Origin of the sequence: Phyllobacterium myrsinacearum, assembly GCF_002980555.1 — a bacterium.
In the GTDB taxonomy this organism is placed as follows: Bacteria; Pseudomonadota; Alphaproteobacteria; order Rhizobiales; family Rhizobiaceae; genus Phyllobacterium; species Phyllobacterium myrsinacearum.
The window spans coordinates 1,258,260-1,275,381 of the sequence record NZ_PVBT01000001.1 but is presented as its reverse complement, the minus strand read 5'-3'; the positions used below and the strand labels follow the sequence as shown (position 1 = coordinate 1,275,381).

The 17,122-nt window shown below is 58.6% G+C and carries 17 protein-coding genes; 12 read left to right on the top strand and 5 right to left on the bottom strand.

Annotated features, from left to right (window positions below; all coding sequences use genetic code 11):
• Positions 1 to 109 precede the first annotated feature (109 nt).
• Entirely contained in the window at positions 110 to 496 is a 387-nt protein-coding gene (locus tag C5750_RS06240) for a MerR family transcriptional regulator (protein WP_105733149.1), read from the top strand.
• Between the two features lie 27 nt (positions 497 to 523).
• On the opposite strand, the gene C5750_RS06235 is transcribed toward C5750_RS06240, so the two are convergent.
• Entirely contained in the window at positions 524 to 1,498 is a 975-nt protein-coding gene (locus tag C5750_RS06235) for a heparan-alpha-glucosaminide N-acetyltransferase (protein ID WP_105732912.1), read from the bottom strand.
• A 213-nt stretch (positions 1,499 to 1,711) separates the two neighbouring features.
• Here C5750_RS06235 and C5750_RS06230 point away from each other — a divergent pair, with 213 nt between their 5' ends.
• Positions 1,712 to 2,911, top strand: a complete 1,200-nt coding sequence (locus tag C5750_RS06230; protein ID WP_105732911.1) for an MFS transporter — start codon at positions 1,712 to 1,714, stop codon at positions 2,909 to 2,911.
• Here C5750_RS06230 and C5750_RS06225 read toward each other — a convergent pair.
• Positions 2,906 to 3,625, bottom strand: coding sequence for a DUF599 domain-containing protein (locus C5750_RS06225; protein ID WP_105732910.1), 720 nt, complete (start codon positions 3,623 to 3,625; stop codon positions 2,906 to 2,908). The two genes, C5750_RS06230 and C5750_RS06225, sit on opposite strands and share 6 nt — an antisense overlap.
• Before the next feature lie 850 nt (positions 3,626 to 4,475).
• Between C5750_RS06225 and C5750_RS06215 the strand changes: the two genes are divergently transcribed.
• From C5750_RS06215 to C5750_RS06205, 3 genes are all read left to right on the top strand, one after another.
• The gene (locus C5750_RS06215; RefSeq protein ID WP_105732908.1) at positions 4,476 to 5,876 is read left to right on the top strand and encodes an L-serine ammonia-lyase; all 1,401 of its coding nucleotides are present in this window, start codon (positions 4,476 to 4,478) and stop codon (positions 5,874 to 5,876) included.
• 155 nt (positions 5,877 to 6,031) lie between these two features.
• Complete coding sequence (locus tag C5750_RS06210) at positions 6,032 to 7,561, top strand: nucleobase:cation symporter-2 family protein (RefSeq protein ID WP_425350413.1); 1,530 nt, start codon at positions 6,032 to 6,034, stop codon at positions 7,559 to 7,561.
• A 101-nt stretch (positions 7,562 to 7,662) separates the two neighbouring features.
• Entirely contained in the window at positions 7,663 to 8,097 is a 435-nt protein-coding gene (locus C5750_RS06205; protein WP_105732907.1) for a DUF1489 family protein, read from the top strand.
• A 10-nt stretch (positions 8,098 to 8,107) separates the two neighbouring features.
• Here the strand turns inward: C5750_RS06205 and C5750_RS06200 are convergent, their stop codons facing one another.
• Positions 8,108 to 8,377, bottom strand: coding sequence for a hypothetical protein (locus C5750_RS06200; protein WP_105732906.1), 270 nt, complete (start codon positions 8,375 to 8,377; stop codon positions 8,108 to 8,110).
• Between the two features lie 48 nt (positions 8,378 to 8,425).
• Positions 8,426 to 9,838, bottom strand: a complete 1,413-nt coding sequence (locus C5750_RS06195; RefSeq protein ID WP_425350426.1) for an SPOR domain-containing protein — start codon at positions 9,836 to 9,838, stop codon at positions 8,426 to 8,428.
• Between the two features lie 222 nt (positions 9,839 to 10,060).
• Between C5750_RS06195 and C5750_RS06190 the strand changes: the two genes are divergently transcribed.
• The 7 genes from C5750_RS06190 (at position 10,061) to C5750_RS06160 (ending at position 16,556) form a co-directional block, all read left to right on the top strand.
• On the top strand, positions 10,061 to 10,393 hold the full coding sequence (locus tag C5750_RS06190; protein ID WP_105732905.1) for a phasin family protein: 333 nt from the start codon (positions 10,061 to 10,063) through the stop codon (positions 10,391 to 10,393).
• 186 nt (positions 10,394 to 10,579) lie between these two features.
• A complete protein-coding gene (clpS, locus tag C5750_RS06185; protein ID WP_105733146.1) occupies positions 10,580 to 10,933 on the top strand; it encodes an ATP-dependent Clp protease adapter ClpS in 354 nt (117 codons plus the stop codon).
• A gap of 6 nt (positions 10,934 to 10,939) precedes the next feature.
• Positions 10,940 to 13,414 (top strand): ATP-dependent Clp protease ATP-binding subunit ClpA, encoded by a 2,475-nt coding sequence (gene clpA / locus C5750_RS06180; protein WP_105732904.1) that lies wholly within the window; start codon positions 10,940 to 10,942, stop codon positions 13,412 to 13,414.
• A gap of 66 nt (positions 13,415 to 13,480) precedes the next feature.
• Positions 13,481 to 14,239 carry an AzlC family ABC transporter permease gene (locus tag C5750_RS06175; protein ID WP_105732903.1) on the top strand — a complete coding sequence of 253 codons (759 nt, stop codon included), beginning with the start codon at positions 13,481 to 13,483 and terminating at the stop codon, positions 14,237 to 14,239.
• Positions 14,236 to 14,583 (top strand): AzlD domain-containing protein, encoded by a 348-nt coding sequence (locus C5750_RS06170; protein WP_105733145.1) that lies wholly within the window; start codon positions 14,236 to 14,238, stop codon positions 14,581 to 14,583. Before C5750_RS06175 ends, C5750_RS06170 begins: the two co-directional genes overlap by 4 nt.
• A gap of 72 nt (positions 14,584 to 14,655) precedes the next feature.
• The gene (locus C5750_RS06165; protein WP_105732902.1) at positions 14,656 to 15,603 is read left to right on the top strand and encodes a phosphatase PAP2 family protein; all 948 of its coding nucleotides are present in this window, start codon (positions 14,656 to 14,658) and stop codon (positions 15,601 to 15,603) included.
• A 14-nt stretch (positions 15,604 to 15,617) separates the two neighbouring features.
• On the top strand, positions 15,618 to 16,556 hold the full coding sequence (locus tag C5750_RS06160; protein WP_105732901.1) for a phosphatase PAP2 family protein: 939 nt from the start codon (positions 15,618 to 15,620) through the stop codon (positions 16,554 to 16,556).
• Here C5750_RS06160 and C5750_RS06155 read toward each other — a convergent pair.
• Positions 16,553 to 16,987: an HIT family protein gene (locus C5750_RS06155; protein ID WP_105732900.1), complete on the bottom strand. Its 435-nt coding sequence runs from the start codon at positions 16,985 to 16,987 to the stop codon at positions 16,553 to 16,555. The two genes, C5750_RS06160 and C5750_RS06155, sit on opposite strands and share 4 nt — an antisense overlap.
• Positions 16,988 to 17,122 lie beyond the last annotated feature (135 nt).

The window sequence follows — 17,122 nt, the reverse complement described above, 5'->3', positions numbered from 1 at the left end:
ATTTGAGACGAACGTTCATTTATGCTAACAAACGTACAATTGACTTTTACGTAATTGCGTGGCCAAACATCCATGTGAAATATCGAGAAAAATCAGAGCAATGTCTGTCATGCGCGAATATTATTCCATTACTGAGCTGACGCGGGAGTTCGGCGTTTCCACCCGGACATTGCGCTTCTATGAGGATGAGGGGCTGATCCATCCGGTACGCCGCGGACGAACACGCCTGTTCCGGCCATCGGACCGGCATCTGCTCAAGCAGATCCTGCGCGGCAAGCGCCTCGGTTTTTCCATCGCCGAAATCCACGAAATCGTGCAGATGTACCGCGAGCCGCCGGGGGAAATGGGTCAACTGCACCTGTTGATGAAGCGCGTCGAGGAAAAGCGCGGCGACCTGCGCCAGAAGCGCCGCGACATCGAGGAAACCCTGGCTGAACTCGATCAGGTTGAAGAAGCCTGCATCGAACGGCTGGCGGAACTGGGCGTGAATACCTGAGGCTGCAACTGCCGATGAAAATTTCGATCAGGGCTGCATCGCTTCCTGCGTGCACATGCCGGTGATGTCCTGCAACTGCGGATCATTGTCCTGGTTGCGCTTGCCCGTATAGACATCGTCGAAAATCTTTTGCGTTTCCAGCTGGCCCACCGTGCAGGTGCAAAACCGCTCGCAGAACGCCCTGTCATTGTCCGCCGAGCAGCTGCGCGTGCATTCCCGGTCAAAAACCTCGTGCGGTGTAAGCGTGGCTGGTGGAAACACCTGCGCGATCAGGAAAACGCAGCTGATCAGCACCGGTTGATGGATCAGGTAGAACGCCAGGCTGTGCTGGCCGATGAACCGCAATCCCCGGTCGAGCCAGGCGGGCCGGATGGTTCCGGCAAAGATGCGCATGAGGTCGAGGTGCAGCATTGTCTTGGCAAGGGCCATGCCCGCCAGAACCGGACCAAACCACGGGAAAATCGGCACGTAATCATTGGAACGGATAGGCATTTCCGACAAGCCGAGCGGCCAGAGGGCCGGGGCGTCGAAAGCGGCGGAGGCGAGGTAATGCGGCGCGGCGACGACGGCTGCCGCAGCGGCAGCGATGACAATGGCGGGAAGGCGCAGAAACAACAGGCCGAGCACGCTGGCGGCGGCAATTTCATGCAGGATACCGAAGAACACGAAACTGTCCGGCGTGATGGTGCGGGTGACGAGGGTGATGGCGAGGGATGCCGCGATGATCTGCACCAGCCGGATACCGAAAGAGCGCCAGCGGATGCCGTTGCGATGGGCCAGCACAAGGCTGAAACCGACAAGCACAAGGAAGGTCGAAGCGATGATGCGGGCATAAAGCTTCCACGCACCATGGCCCGTGGTGCCGGGCTCCATATAGCCGAAAAACTCGAAATCCCAGCCCGTATGATAGGTGGCCATCGCGATCAGAGCGATGCCGCGCAGAACATCAAGCTTGCCGAGACGGGATGTGGCGGGCGGGGCAGGCGTCTCGGTCTGGCTCATGCGGGAATCTCGATGATTGCAACTCCTGACAGGCTAGGGGAGTTGCAAAACAAAATCCATGTGTTTCCGGCGCGCATCACGCCGCATATTTCGCACTTGTTTCAAGGGTTTCTGCGAAACAGACATATAATGTCGCTTGATTGACTGCTATCCATGGTTTTGCGCTCCACTATCAGGAGCGCTCGAATCAGCATTTCCCCGTTAGTCAACTCCGTGATCAATCAAGTTCGCCATCCCATCTGGATCAGCACGGCCAAACGTCCGACCGCCCGGGTGTTTGCGATCCTCTTCGGCATCGAATCGATGGCACGGGCGATCATCACCAGCGTGGTGCCGATCCAGACCTACGACCTGCTGCAGAGCGAACGCAGCGTCAGCATCCTCTACACCTGCATGTCGATGCTCGGACTGATGGTCACCCTGTCGATTCCGCTGCTGATCGTCCGCATTCCGCGCCGCTGGGTCTATACGGCCGGCGCCATCTCGCTGATCCTGGGATGCTGCGCCTTCGCGCTGGATACGGTGCCGGGACAGGCGGCAGGGCTGTTCCTGCGCACCTTCGGGGCAGGCGCACTGTCCATCACGCTCAGTCTCTACATCATGGACCATATCAAGAAGGGCGAACTCGTGCGCGCGGAGTCCGTGCGCATGGCGACGGCAACCTTTGCCTGGACGGCCGGGCCGTTCCTCGGCGTCTTTCTTTACAGCACCATCGGCATGATCGCGCCTTTCCTGTTGTCGATCGGCTTTTCCCTGCTGCTTCTCACGCTGTTCTGGTATTTTCGCCTCAGCGACAATCCCGCCCTGCAGAAGGGCCCGAGCCGTGCCGCCAATCCCATCGCCAATGTCCGGCGGTTTGTCGCGCAGCCGCGCCTGCGGCTCGCCTGGCTCATCGCTTTTTCACGGTCGTGCTACTGGAGCACGTTCTTCGTCTACGGGCCGATCCTGATGGTGGCGACGGGCCAAGGCAAACTGGCGGGCGGCCTGCTCGTCTCGCTCGGCAACCTGTTTCTGCTGGGGTCGATCCTGTGGGGCAAGGTCGGCATGGCCAAGGGGCTGATGCGGACGATTTCAGGCGTTTTCATCCTGCTGGCCATTGCGCTGGCCGGGGCCGGGCTGGCGGGCGAGAAATTTCCGATGATCGCGGCGCTCATGCTGCTTGCCGGAGCGTTTTTCTGCGTTGCGCTGGACACGCTGGCCTCGACCACCTTTATTCGCGCGGTGCACCCGCACGAACGGGCGCAGATGACCTCGGTCTACCGGACCTATCTCGATTTTTCCGAGCTTCTTCCGGCCTTTTTCTATTCGATCATCCTGACATTCTTCAGCCTTGGCGCGATCTTCATCGCTCTGGGCATGCTGATGGTCTTCACCGCCGTCATTGTCTGGCTCTACCTGCCGCGCGGCCTATGAATCCGGATTGGCATTGTTGCGCAGGAGCGCATCGCGGGCATTGGAGAAGAACTGACGGCGCAGGAGCACGACCGCCACAAGGCTCGTCGTGATCATGAACAGCACGGGATCAAGAAACCATCCGAGATAGCCGATGGAAAAGAAGATGCCGCGCAGTCCGCTGTTGAAGTGCTGACCGGCGAGTATGTTGATCTCGGCCGCCCGGTTGACGCTGAAAATGACCTGCGGATCATCGGGCGCCTTGTCGCGGGCCATGGGCACGCCGCCGATCAGGATCGAGCAATAGTTGAACAGCCGGTAAGCCCAGGCGAATTTGAAAAAGGCATAGGCGAAGAGCACCAGCAGGCCGAGAACCTTGGTTTCAAACAAGCGTTCGGTCGTCTCGCCGAGGAACGGGATATCGTGGAACAGCGTGACCACGCGGCCGGATGAATTCAGCAGGCCGAAACAGCCGCCAATGGCCAGAATCGACGTTGACGCAAAAAAGCCGGTGCCCTGCTGCAGGCCGATCATAATGCTGGTGTCAATCATGCGCAGTTCGCGGCTCGACATGGTGGTCATCCACTGCCGCCGGGCAAGGTTCATTTCCGATGTCAGCGAGCGCCGGTTGAGAAACCCCTTGTCCGTGGTGCGCGAATAGAGCACCCACACGCCAAAGAAATAGACGAGGGCGAGCGCATCGAGCCAGTAGGACATAAAGCGGGCGGGTTCCATGCGGGCTCTCTCGGTATGAGCAAAGACGTCGACAAACACATGACTCAGTTTGCGGATTCACTCAACACGAATTTACCCCAATCGTAAACGCCGCAGGATATCGAAACTTTCTTTAACGCTTTGAAATCATTGAAGTCATGCGGCGGGTGCAATTCAGCCATGCGCCGCGCCGCCCTGATTTTGCCATCTTTGACGTTGCGAAGGACGGCATGGGCGGATATACCCGCGTTCCCAGAGAGGGAGCGTTTCGCCAGAATCGTGTCCTTTCGAGAGCAACAGGGAAATACAAAATTCATGGACGATAGCGTTCAAAAGTCCTGCTGGGGCATTACTGCCTGGGCAGTTGTCGGTTTCGCAGTGATCATGCTGGTGACCTACCTCATCGCGATGCACTGATAAAAATCAGGCTCCAGTCCAGTTGAGCCGAAATAAATTTCTGATGGAGGGGTGTAGGGTCCAGACCCGTTCATCTGATCGAAATGGCGCCTGAAACGGCAAGAAGATGCGAGGAGAGGCGCGAAGGGCGGGGCCTTTCCCCCGGCCGAGCGGCTCGACACTGCAGCTTGCAGCCGTTTCGGCGTCCGCAGGATATGGCCTTTTCGCCCGGCTACAGCGTCGCAAAGGACTTGAGAATGGATAAACATTCCCATCGCCTTCGCTCCTTGTATTCGAACGAAAAGCCTCATACCATTTCGACCAGATTAACGGGTCTGGACCCTAGTGCGTCTGCACCCTTTTTCTTTGGCCCGGCATGTCGTAGAAGCACAAGGCTAGGTCGGTGGCTGGCTTCGGCTCAAGCCTTGGAGCGGCCATTATAGCGTGATGCAATTTCACCGTTTGAGGTAGCCGGATGTTCCTGTCGGTTTTCGATCTTTATAAAATCGGCATTGGTCCTTCGAGTTCCCATACGATGGGCCCGATGACCGCTGGCGGCCTGTTTCTGGAAGAATTGAAGAACGGCCAATGGCCGCGCCCCACCGGCGTCAAGGTCGACCGCCTGCGCGTGCATCTGCACGGGTCGCTGGCGTTCACGGGCATTGGCCATGCGACGGACCGGGCAGTGATCCTTGGCCTGTGCGGCCTTCTGCCGGCCACGGTCGATCCCAACCAGATGGATGCGTTGCTTGAAACGGTCAAACAGGAGAAGCGCATTCGCCCGGAAGGGCATCCCGCCTACCGCTTCGATCCGGCAACCGATCTGATCATGGACCGCAGGACGCCGCTGCCGGGGCATGCCAACGGCATGGCCTTCGAAGCCTATGATGCGGATGAACGCCTGCTTCTGCGCCGGATTTTCTATTCGATCGGCGGCGGTTTCGTCGTCACCGAGGAAGAGCTGGAAAGCGCAAAGACCCGCACCGCACCAAAACCCGAACATCCCGTACCGTTCCCGTTCAAGAACGCGGCCCAGATGCTGGCCATGAGCACGGAGAGCGGGCTCTCCATCGCGGAAATGAAACGCCGCAACGAAGAAGTCTTCATGAGCCGCGACGATCTCAATGCCGGTCTCGATCGCATCTGGTCGGCCATGCGCTCCTGCATCGATCGCGGGCTGGAGCAGGAAGGCATCATGCCGGGCGGCCTCAAGGTCAAGCGCCGCGCCCGCTATCTGCACGACCGCCTGCAGGAAGAGTGGCGGCAGAACCGCATGAATCCGCTGCTGGCCAATGACTGGCTGTCGGTCTACGCCATGGCGGTGAACGAGGAGAACGCTGCGGGCGGACGGGTTGTGACCGCGCCGACCAATGGCGCTGCGGGCGTGGTTCCCGCCGTGCTGCGCTACTACCTGCATTTCCATGACGATGCCGATGCCGATGGCATTCGCGATTTTCTGCTGACATCGGCGGCCATTGGCGGCGTCATCAAGCACAATGCCTCGATATCAGGCGCGGAAGTCGGTTGTCAGGGCGAGGTGGGCTCTGCCTCGGCCATGGCGGCGGCCGGACTGGCTGCTGTTATGGGCGGCAATGCCGCGCAGATCGAGAATGCGGCTGAAATTGCGCTGGAGCACCATCTCGGCATGACCTGCGACCCCGTGGCCGGGCTCGTCCAGGTGCCCTGCATCGAGCGCAATGCCCTGGGCGCAGTCAAGGCGGTGACGGCCGCATCGCTGGCGATCAAGGGGGATGGCACGCATTTCGTACCGCTCGACGCCTGCATCGAAACCATGCGTCAGACCGGCAATGATATGAACGAGCGCTACAAGGAAACCAGCCTTGGCGGTCTCGCAGTCAATGTCGTGGAGTGCTGAGATTGATTGAATCGGCGCGTGCAATACCCGCACGCAGCCGAAAACACTTTCAATAAATCAGATACAGTCAAATCCCAAAAAGCTGCCATAGTTTTCCTCCCGCCCGATCAGCAATGTTTGGTTGGGCTGCATAAAGGTATTGGGAGGACACTACCTTGGCATCACGATTGATTGAAACGACGCCAGAGGACCGTCCGGAGGACGAGAATCTGGGGCTGGCGGCCAACATGGCCTATGGCTTTCAGCATGTACTGACCATGTATGGCGGCATCATTGCCGTTCCGCTGATTCTGGGCCAGGCGGCAGGGCTGTCATCGAACGACATCGGCCTTTTGATCACCGCGTCGCTGTTTGCCGGCGGGCTGGCGACGATCCTGCAGACGATGGGCTTGCCCTTTTTCGGCTGCCGTTTGCCGCTCGTTCAGGGCGTGTCGTTTTCCGGTGTGGCAACCATGGTCGCCATCACCGGCAATGGCGGCATCGAGGCGGTGCTGGGCGCCGTCATGGTCGCCTCGTTCATCGGCCTTTTGATCACGCCGGTCTTTTCCAGGATCACCCGGTTTTTCCCGCCACTGGTTACCGGGATCGTCATCACCACCATCGGCTTGACCCTGATGCCGGTTGCGGCGCGCTGGGCGATGGGCGGCAACAGCAAGGCGCCGGATTTCGGCAGCATGGCCAATATCGAACTGGCAGCCGTGACCCTTGTCATCGTGCTCCTGCTCAGCAAGGTCGGCAGTGCCCGCATTTCACGGCTGTCGATCCTGCTGGCCATCGTCATCGGTACCCTGATTGCACTGGCGCTTGGAATGACCGACTTCTCCAAGGTGAGTGAAGGGCCCTTCATCGCCCTGCCGACGATCTTTCAATGGGGGTATCCGACCTTCCAGCTGGCGGCGATCATTTCCATGTTCATCGTGATCATGGTCACGCTGGTCGAAACATCGGCGGATATTCTGGCGGTTGGCGAGATCATCGAGACGAAGGTGGACTCGCGCCGCCTCGGCGATGGTCTGCGCGCCGACATGCTGTCGAGCCTGATCGCGCCGGTGTTCGGCTCGTTCACGCAAAGCGCCTTCGCCCAGAATGTCGGGCTGGTTGCCGTGACTGGCATCAAGAGCCGCTATGTGGTGGCGACGGGCGGTCTGTTCCTTGTCGTACTGGGTCTGCTGCCGGTCATGGGGCGCATCGTTGCGGCGGTGCCGAGCGCCGTCCTCGGCGGCGCGGGCCTCGTGCTGTTCGGAACCGTGGCCGCGAGCGGTATCCGCACGCTGTCGAAGGTCGACTATGCCAACAACATGAACCTCATCATCGTCGCCACGTCGCTCGGGTTCGGCATGATCCCGATTGCATCGCCGAATTTCTACGATCATTTCCCCACATGGTTCGCCACGATCTTCCATTCCGGCATCAGTTCGGCCGCACTCATGGCAATTGTGCTGAACATCGTGTTCAACCATCTGACGGCGGGCAATTCGGACCAGCAGTCGGTGTTCGTTGCCGGTACCGAGCGGGTGCTGCGCTATCAAGACATCGCGCAGTTGCACGACGGCGACTATTTCCTCAATGGCAAGCTCTATGACGCCAAGGGCGTGGAGGTGCCGGTGGTTGCAGCGGACGTTCATGCACCGGCTGCCAAACGACAATCGGGCGGCGGGGCGGCCATACCCGCAACCGGTCACTAAATTTTCACCGGCGGGCGGCATCGCCATGCCCCCGCCGGCGCTTTGTGGAGAACCCGCCGGTTTCGGTTGACGTTGCCGCCCGAAAGCGTCAAATCTCGTGCATGGCTCTCAATCTCGTCAAACTCTGCGTCGGCTGCACTGCGATCGAAGATCTCGCGGCGTGGATCGATTTCCGCCTGGATGAGCGCAGGCGCGCGGGCCTGTCGCCCGAGCAGTTCCACACGACGCGCATGGTTCCCAAGCGCGTGGAGGAATTACTGGCCGGTGGATCGCTCTACTGGGTGATCAAGGGCAACATACAATGCCGCCAGATACTGACGGACATTCGCACCTTCACGGATGATGAGGGGATTTCACGCTGCCATCTGGTGCTGGATCCGCGCATCATCGCGACGGAATGGCAGCCGCGGCGGGCGTTCCAGGGCTGGCGTTATCTGACAAGCGAAGATGCACCGGCGGATGAAGGGCAGGGCAAAGGCCGGGCCAAATTGCCGCCGGAACTGCGCAACGAGCTGGCCTCGCTGGGGCTGCTCTAGACCCGAATTCTCAGGAAACCTTGAGCCGGACCGCCGTCACACCCTTGTGACCGGCAGCACGGATATGCAGGCGCACGGGAGGCATGGCGGCACGCCGTGTTCTGGCCGCCTGGCACAGAAGCACGTTCACCAGGTCCATCGTCTTGAACGCTGAGTTACCGCGCCGCAGATCGGCAAGACGCTGCGCCGCCTGCTGCAACGCCTGCATACCGCCAAAGAGCGAGCGGGATTCCTTGCCGGCAGCACCGGCAGAACCATGGAATTCATTGACACTCGACATTCGCAAAACCCTCAACTCTGTACCAACTGGGTCTTTCAGATCACTGCCTTACGATTGGGGCGCAATTGCAAAGCAATGGTAGTTTTGACGCTTCAATGCAGTGCAGGCATTGTTTGCAGCCTTGGCTGAGGCAATGCCGGCAAAGCGGGCGCGGTAATAGGTTGCCGAACCCTTCTGGAATTTTTCGGTGTAGGGCGACAGGGTGGCAAGCGAACCACCGACCTCCGAGGCTGCGCGGGCAAGAATTGCCTTGGCTTCATCGGCGCTGCCCATCGACCCGATCTGCACCATCCAGCCGCTGGCTGTACCCTTGTCGGAAGCCGAAGCGGTGGTCACCGGATCGACCTCTGCCTCATCGTCGGATTCGGCAACGTCTGCACGTGCGGTCGGGGTTGGAACGGTCAGGATCTGCGCGGCTGGCGACTGGGCCGGAGCGGAGGCATAGGCGGTCACCACATTGCTGGTCTTTGCAACAACTTCGGCGCGCTGCGTCGGCATCGGTGCATCGTCGTCCTCGGGGAGTTCAACGGCAGCGACCTGAACCTTGCTGTTCTTGCGCGAGGCCAGGAGATTGCCGCCGTCTCGGCGCGAAGCGCCCGGCAGATACTGCTCGATCAGCTTGGCCATCTGCGCATCGCGGGCACCGCCGCTGGTGCCGCCCATCACTACGGCAACCATCTTCTTGCCATCGACATTCACCGACGAAACGAGGTTGAAGCCGGAATCGCGGGTATAGCCGGTCTTGATGCCATCCACACCGCGTACCTTGCCGAGCAGGCGGTTGTGACCGGCGATGCGGCGGCCGCGATAGCTGAAGCTGCGCGTGGAGAAATAATCATAATATTGCGGAAAATGTTCGCGCAGGGCGATGCCGAGCAGGGCAAGATCGCGCGCCGAAGAGCGCTGCTGCGGATTGGGCAGGCCCGAGGCGTTGCGGAAGGTGGTGTTGCGCATGCCGAGCTGGCGCGCCTTGTTGGTCATCATCTGGGCAAAGCGCTGTTCCGAACCGCCGAGATATTCGCCGATGGCTGTCGCCGAGTCATTGGCCGATTTAGTGATGACGGAGAGGATGGCCGCTTCCGCGCTGATGGTCTGGCCGGGCTTGAAGCCGATCTTTGTCGGCGGCTGTCCTGCGGCATAGGCCGAAACGGGAATGGGGGTCGACTTCGAGACTTTTCCGGCTTCCATCGCTTCAAACAGCATGTACAGCGTCATCATCTTGGTGAGGGATGCCGGAAAGCGCTGGGCATCGGCATTGGATGAATAGAGCGTCTTGCCGGTATTGGCATCCACCACGATGGCCGATGCCTTTGAGGATGCTTCTGCCTTGGGTGTCTGTGTCAGGCCTATTCCGGAAGCGAGCGCCAAAGCCAGGAATGTATGGGTGAGTCTGGTAAAAAATCTGGAACCTTGGCGGGCTGGATAAAGCACAATCAACACCTGCTCATACTTAAAGCGTATATGGAATTTGACTGACGTAATGTTGCGTCAGGTACGGATCGTCGAACATTACCCGCAACAGCGTTACCAAACTGTTTATGGTAACCGGAATGTTCACGAATTCAGCGGCATTGCGTTGTTTAAAATTGTCGGAAATTATTGCGATGCACAAAAAAATTGACTTTTTGTGCAGTGCACACTAAATATGGCTACGAGGAAATTTAATCCAAGGAAGGATTTATCATGGCCAATCCATTCGAAACTCTGAGTGAATCGAGCAAGGAATTCGTCAACACCTCGATGAAGAGCGTTTCCGTTCTGTCTCAGGGTTTGCAGACAATCGCCAATGAAGCGGCTGAATACTCGAAGAAGTCCTTCGAAGACGGCACGGCACTGGTTGAAAAGCTTGGCACGACCAAGTCGGTTGAGCAGCTTTACGAAGCCCACACCGCTTTCTCCAAGAAGGCCTATGAAGCGTTTGTTGCCCAGGCGACCAAGTTCGGCGAACTCTATGCCGATCTCGCCAAGGAAGCCTACAAGCCCTACGAGGCGGCAGTTGCCAAGGTCACCAAATAAATCCAGCCTTATTTTCGGTTTGAGGAAGGTCCGGTTGCACGCGCAACCGGACTTTTTTTATCTGCGCGCCCGAAAACGGGCCGAGTGATATTGCATGCTTTGTGAGAGGGCTTAAAATCAGCGCGTTGCGACCTACATAGAATGCACAGGGCAACACATGACCACCAAATGCGGGTATTGGAAGAGATGAAGCGGTTTGCACCAACAATGCAAGATGAAGACAAAGGCAGCGGCAATGGCCCCGGCCGGGGAACGGCTGTCATCACACGTACCAAGCCTAAGCTGAAGAAGCCGAGTCTTTACCGGGTGTTGCTCCTGAATGACGATTACACTCCCATGGAATTCGTCATTCATGTTCTGGAACGCTTTTTCCAGAAAAACAAAGAAGATGCCACACGCATCATGCTTCATGTGCATAATCATGGGGTGGGAGAGTGTGGAGTCTTTACCTATGAGGTCGCCGAGTCCAAGATGACCCAAGTCATGGACTATGCGCGGCAAAACCAACATCCGCTACAATGCGTGATGGAGAAAAAGTGAGGTTTCATGCCATCTTTCTCACCTAGTCTGGAGCGGGCCCTCCATCAGGCGCTGACAATCGCGAACGAGCATCATCATGAATATGCGACGCTGGAGCATCTGCTCCTCGCACTCATTGATGATCAGGACGCGAGCAGTGTCATGCGCGCCTGCAATGTTGACCTCGCACAGCTGACCCGCACCGTGACCGATTATGTCGATCACGAACTGGATAACCTTGTCACCGGGTATGATGAGGACTCAAAGCCAACCGCCGCGTTCCAGCGCGTCATCCAGCGCGCCGTTATTCACGTTCAATCCTCCAACCGTGAAGAAGTCACCGGCGCCAACGTTCTTGTGGCCATTTTTGCCGAGCGGGAAAGCCATGCGGCCTTCTTCCTGCAGGAACAGCAGATGACCCGTTATGACGCGGTCAACTACATCTCCCATGGCATCTCCAAGCGCCCCGGCGCGTCGGAGCCGCGCACCCCGCTGGGTGCGGAGAGCAACAATGAAGAAAACCACGCTTCCGAGTCGGAAGAGGGCGCAACGAAGAAGAAGCAGGATGCCCTGACGGCCTACTGCAACAATCTGAACGACCGCGCGAAAGCCGGCAAGATCGATCCGTTGATCGGCCGCGATCAGGAAATCAACCGGACGATCCAGATTCTGTGCCGCCGTTCGAAGAACAATCCGCTCTATGTGGGCGATCCCGGCGTGGGCAAGACAGCCATCGCCGAAGGTCTGGCCAAGCGGATCGTCGAAGGCAAGGTGCCGTCGGTTCTTGCCGACGCCACGGTGTTTTCGCTCGATATGGGCACATTGCTGGCCGGAACCCGCTATCGCGGTGATTTCGAGGAGCGCCTGAAGCAGGTCATCAAGGAGCTTGAGGAGTTTCCGGGGGCGATCCTGTTCATCGACGAGATTCACACGATCATCGGTGCGGGTGCCACATCGGGCGGTGCGATGGATGCGTCGAACCTTCTGAAGCCGGCATTGTCCTCCGGTGCCATCCGCTGCATCGGCTCGACGACGTACAAGGAATTCCGCCAGTTCTTCGAGAAGGACAGGGCGCTTGTCCGGCGTTTCCAGAAGATCGATGTCAATGAACCGTCGATCCCGGATGCCATCGAGATCATGAAGGGTCTTCGTCCGTATTTCGAGGACTTCCACAAGGTCAAGTACACGGTGGAAGCGATCAAATCGGCGGTGGAACTGTCGGCGCGCTATATCAGCGACCGCAAATTGCCCGACAAGGCCATCGATGTGATCGACGAGACGGGCGCCAGCCAGATGCTGCTGCCCGAAGGAAAGCGCAAGAAGTCCATCGGCGTCAAGGAAATCGAGGCCACCATCGCGACGATGGCCCGCATTCCGCCGAAAACCGTGTCCAAGGATGACGAAGCTGTTCTGTCCAATCTTGAGGCCGAACTGAAGCGTGTCGTCTATGGCCAGGATCTGGCAATCGAGGCCCTGTCCTCCTCGATCAAGCTGGCCCGTGCCGGCCTGCGCGAACCGGAGAAGCCAATCGGCTCCTACCTGTTCTCGGGCCCGACCGGCGTCGGCAAGACCGAAGTGGCCAAGCAGCTGGCGCTGTCGCTCGGCGTGGAACTCCTGCGTTTCGACATGTCGGAATATATGGAGCGCCATACGGTTTCGCGTCTGCTCGGTGCACCTCCCGGCTATGTCGGTTTCGACCAGGGCGGTCTTCTGAGCGATGGCGTCGATCAGCATCCGCATTGCGTGCTGCTGCTCGATGAAATCGAAAAGGCGCATCCGGATCTGTTCAACATCCTGTTGCAGGTCATGGATCACGGCAAATTGACGGATCACAATGGCAAGCAGATCGATTTCCGCAACGTCATCCTGATCATGACCACCAATGCCGGTGCGTCGGATGCGGCGCGCTCGGCCATCGGTTTCGGCTCCTCGCGGCGGGAGGGTGATGATATGGAAGCGATCAACCGGCTGTTCACGCCGGAGTTCCGCAACCGTCTCGATGCCATCATTCCGTTCGGTCCCCTGCCAATTCCGGTCATCCATCAGGTGGTGCAGAAGTTCGTCATCCAGCTTGAGGCACAGCTTGCCGATCGCGGCGTGACGTTCGATCTGAAGCCAGAGGCAATCGCCTGGCTGGCCGAAAAGGGGTACGACGACCGTATGGGCGCCCGTCCGCTTGGCCGCGTCATTCAGGAACACATCAAGAAGCCGCTGGCTGACGAGGTGCTGTTTGGCAGGCTGAAGAAGGGCGGTACCGTTGTCGTCTCGGTGGCCGAGAAGGCCGATGGTTCCAAGGGGCTTGTGCTTGACTATATCGCCGACGAAGTGGCGGTGAAGCCGAAGCAGGAAATCGCTGTCGAGAAAAAGCCGGTGGCGAAGAAGAAGCCCGCGCCGAAGAAGCCGATACTTGAAAAAGTAACGTCCGGTCCTTCCATCGCCGACGAGCCAACGCCGCCATCGCGCGGCAAGGCATCGGTGCCGAAGGTGCCGCGCAAGAAGTAACGAAAAGGCCGCCTCCGGGCGGCCTTTTTCTTGCTGGCATGGCAGGATCGGGCTATCGATTGAATCATGGGCGATTCCGAATTTCCTTCATCACAGACGCCGGTAGACGACAGCGTGAGAACGCGGTTCTCATGGTTTCTGTCCGGCATGGCGATGATCTTCAGCATTCCAGCCTTCATTCTCATGACGGCGCATGTGGGCTTTGCCGGTTTTGCCAGTGAAAATGGCGTGTCGCTGCTGCAGGCAACCTTCATGGTTGCGGCAATCTGGGCGCTTCCGGCCAATATCGTCCTGATCGGTGCGATTTCCGGCGGCTATTCGCTTCTCGGGGCGTCGATTGCCGTTGCCCTGTCGTCAATCCGCCTCATGCCGATGGTGGCTGCCTTCATTCCGGAAATGCGCGGGCCGAAGACGCGCCGGATCACGCTGCTTTTCCTGTCGCATTTCATTGCCGTCACCGCCTGGGTCATGGGTATGGAGCGGTTCCGCCACATACCGCGCGATATGCGTGTCAGTTACTTCGCCGGTCTCGGCATCACGCTCACCGTGACCAATGCGCTTGTGGTGGCACTCGTCTATTTTCTGTCGACGGATTTTCCGCCGATTGTGTTCGCGGCGCTGTTCTTCCTGACGCCGATGTATTTCCTGACGTCGCTGTGGGGATCGGCGCGCGACCGGTCGGTCCACGTGGCGATGGTATCGGGTCTGGCGCTGTTCCCGCTCATTCATCATCTGGCACCGGCCTATGATCTGCTGCTGACGGGCCTTGCCGGCGGTGCAGTGACGATGGGCTATGTGCGGTGGGCGAGGGCGCGCGCAGCATGACCTGGCACAGCCTGACCGACTGGTGGTGGCCCTATCTCTTCATCCTGCTGGCAGGCTGGCTGCCGACGGACATCTGGCGGTATCTGGGTGTTCTCATCGGCGGGCGGGTGCGTGAGGATTCCGATGCGCTCATCGCGGTGCGCGCCATTGCAACAGCGCTTGTAGCCGGAGTGATCGCCCAGCTCATTCTCTATCCCAGCGGATCGCTCGCCGAGTCCTCGGTGTTTTTGCGCCTTGGCGCCGCCGCCGTCGGGTTTCTGGCCTATCTGCGCCTTGGCCGCCATGTGATTGTCAGTGTGATTGCTGCCGAAATCGTGCTGATTGCCGGGTTGTATGTTTCATGAAACGTGAAGCATTTCGATTCAGCCATCCTTAAACCCCGCAGGCTATGCTGGGCCTGCATAAAGGGCTCAACGATGATCTTGCATCCGGCTGAAAAGATTTGCGCAGGCATCGTGGCCGCATTGTTTGTGATCGATGCGGTGCTGATTGCCGTCAAGGACGTCGGTGTCGACTGGTTCAACTACGCCGTGGTGTGCGCAATTGGCGGCACAAGCATCGCAATCGGCCATATCTACCGCACGATACGCGGCGAAGAAAAGATCGCGCTGGCAGCAACCGGAGCCGGCCTGTTTATTCTGTTTACGATTGCCGGCTCAATCTTCAATTATCTGCTGCTGCCTGTGGGTGACCGCCGCATCGATCCGCTTCTTGCCAGGCTTGATGCGGCGATTGGGTTCTCCTGGACGGACGCCGTTGTCTATGTGGCGGAGATGCCCGCGCTCGGCACCGCCCTGCGCTGGATTTACGCAAGCTCGATGCCCCAGCTCGTTGTGATCGTTCTTATTCTTGGCTTTTCAGGACAACGGGAACGCCTGCACCGTTTCCTGCTGACAGGCATTGCAGGCGCTCTGATATCGATAGCGGTCTGGGCGCTGTTCCCGAGCTCCGGGCCCGCGGCATTCGAAGTTCTGCCTCCCGGCGTTTCGGACTCGTTCGCGATGATCGTCGGCAACAGCTACGGCGCGGAACTGAACCGCCTGGTTCTAGAGGGGCCGGTCTTTCTCTCACCCGCAGATGCGCTGGGTTTGATCGCTTTTCCCTCATTCCACACGGTTATGGCGTGCATGGCCGTCTGGTTCATGGTCAGGACGCCATTTGCCTTCCCGGTGTTTATCATCGTCAACACGCTGATGCTGCCGGCCATCCTTGTGCAAGGCGGTCATCATCTCGTCGACGTCATCGGCGGGTTTGCCGTGTTCGGACTGGCTTTGCTTGCCAGCAAGCTGCTGATGACCGTCACCTTGGTGTTCCAAAGATATCCCACGGTATCCGCGGCATCGCCGCAGCGCCTGCCATCGTAACATGCGGAGTCCGGATGAAATCGAATAATCAGACCCTTTGGAAGGCATTGATTGTTGCCGGAATACTGCTGATCGACGCGGTGTGGATTGCCGCATCTGACTTCCGGTTCGACACCTCGAGTGCTTTGAAGGTGGTCGTCCTGACGGGCCTCTGCGGCTTCGCTGCTTATGTCTATCATGCCAAACGGCCGAGGCGTCATTTTAACGTGATGTGCGTCGAAACGGCCATTCTCATGGCATTCAGCGCTGCTGCGGCGGTGTTGAGCTATCTGGTGACGTCGCTTGATTTTCCCGCCATTGACGCCACGCTTATGCGCCTCGACGCTCTCCTTGGCTTCGACTGGCTCACCTATGCACGCTATGTCAGCGAACATCCGTGGCTGGGTCTGGTGTTTTCGATCACCTATTTGACCACATTGGCGCAAGTCGCATGTGCCGTCATCGTCTTCAGCACGATGGAAGATACGAAAAAGGCGCAGCACTTCGTTGCGGCCGTCATGGCGGGTGCCCTAGCGTGCATCTTCATTTCGGCAATTCTGCCTTCCGCAGGGGCATTGGCGACCATCAAACCGGCCGACACGATCTGGAAAATACACAGGCCAGTGGTGGATCTTGCCTATAAGCAGACCTTCTTTGATCTGCGAACAGGCGTTGAGCAGTGGATTTCACTCAATTCCATCAAAGGGCTGATCGCATTTCCATCCTATCACGGAACCCTTTCAGTCCTGCTGGTTCTGGCCTTTACCGGCGTCCGGTTCTGGTTCTTCCCCATCCTGCTATTGAATGCCATCATCCTGATGGCCACACCAATCGAGGGAGGGCATCATCTCGTTGATGTCATCGCCGGCACCGGTGTGGCGCTGATGTGCTGGTACGGCATGGGTCTTTTCTACAAATCTGCCCATGTCTATCCGGCCGGGACGGTTTCCCGCCCGGCAATGGCGATAGCCTAGAGCATGTCCGCAAGCGCCGATCGTATTTTCTCGGCATTCTCGGCCAGAACGCCCTGGTCTTCCATCTGTCCCGTATGCGGCTTGAGCGCGATGCCCTCGAACCGGGGAATGATGTGGAAATGCAGGTGGAAAACCGTCTGGCCCGAGGCCGGTTCGTTGAACTGGATGACCGTCACGCCATCCGCGTCAAAGGCTGTCTTGACCGCGCGTGCGAGCTTCTGCGTCGTGGCAATGGCGGCGGCAAGGCTGGCCGGTGCGGCATCAAGAATATTGCGCGAGGGCTGCTTGGGTATGACCAGGCAGTGGCCCTTGCCCTGCGGCATCACATCCATGAAGGCATAGGTGTCGGCATCCTCATACAGCTTGTGCGAGGGAATCTCGCCGCGCAGGATTTTCGCGAACACATTGTTGTCGTCATAGGTCTGGCTCATAGGGCACCCGTCTTTCCTGAATGATGAATCGGATGTTTGCGATGTGCTCGTGGTCCGATTCTGACATTCGCATAGTGCAGATGATGTCAAATGGGATGCGAATGTCAAATTCGTTCCACTAGCGCAAGGTCAAGC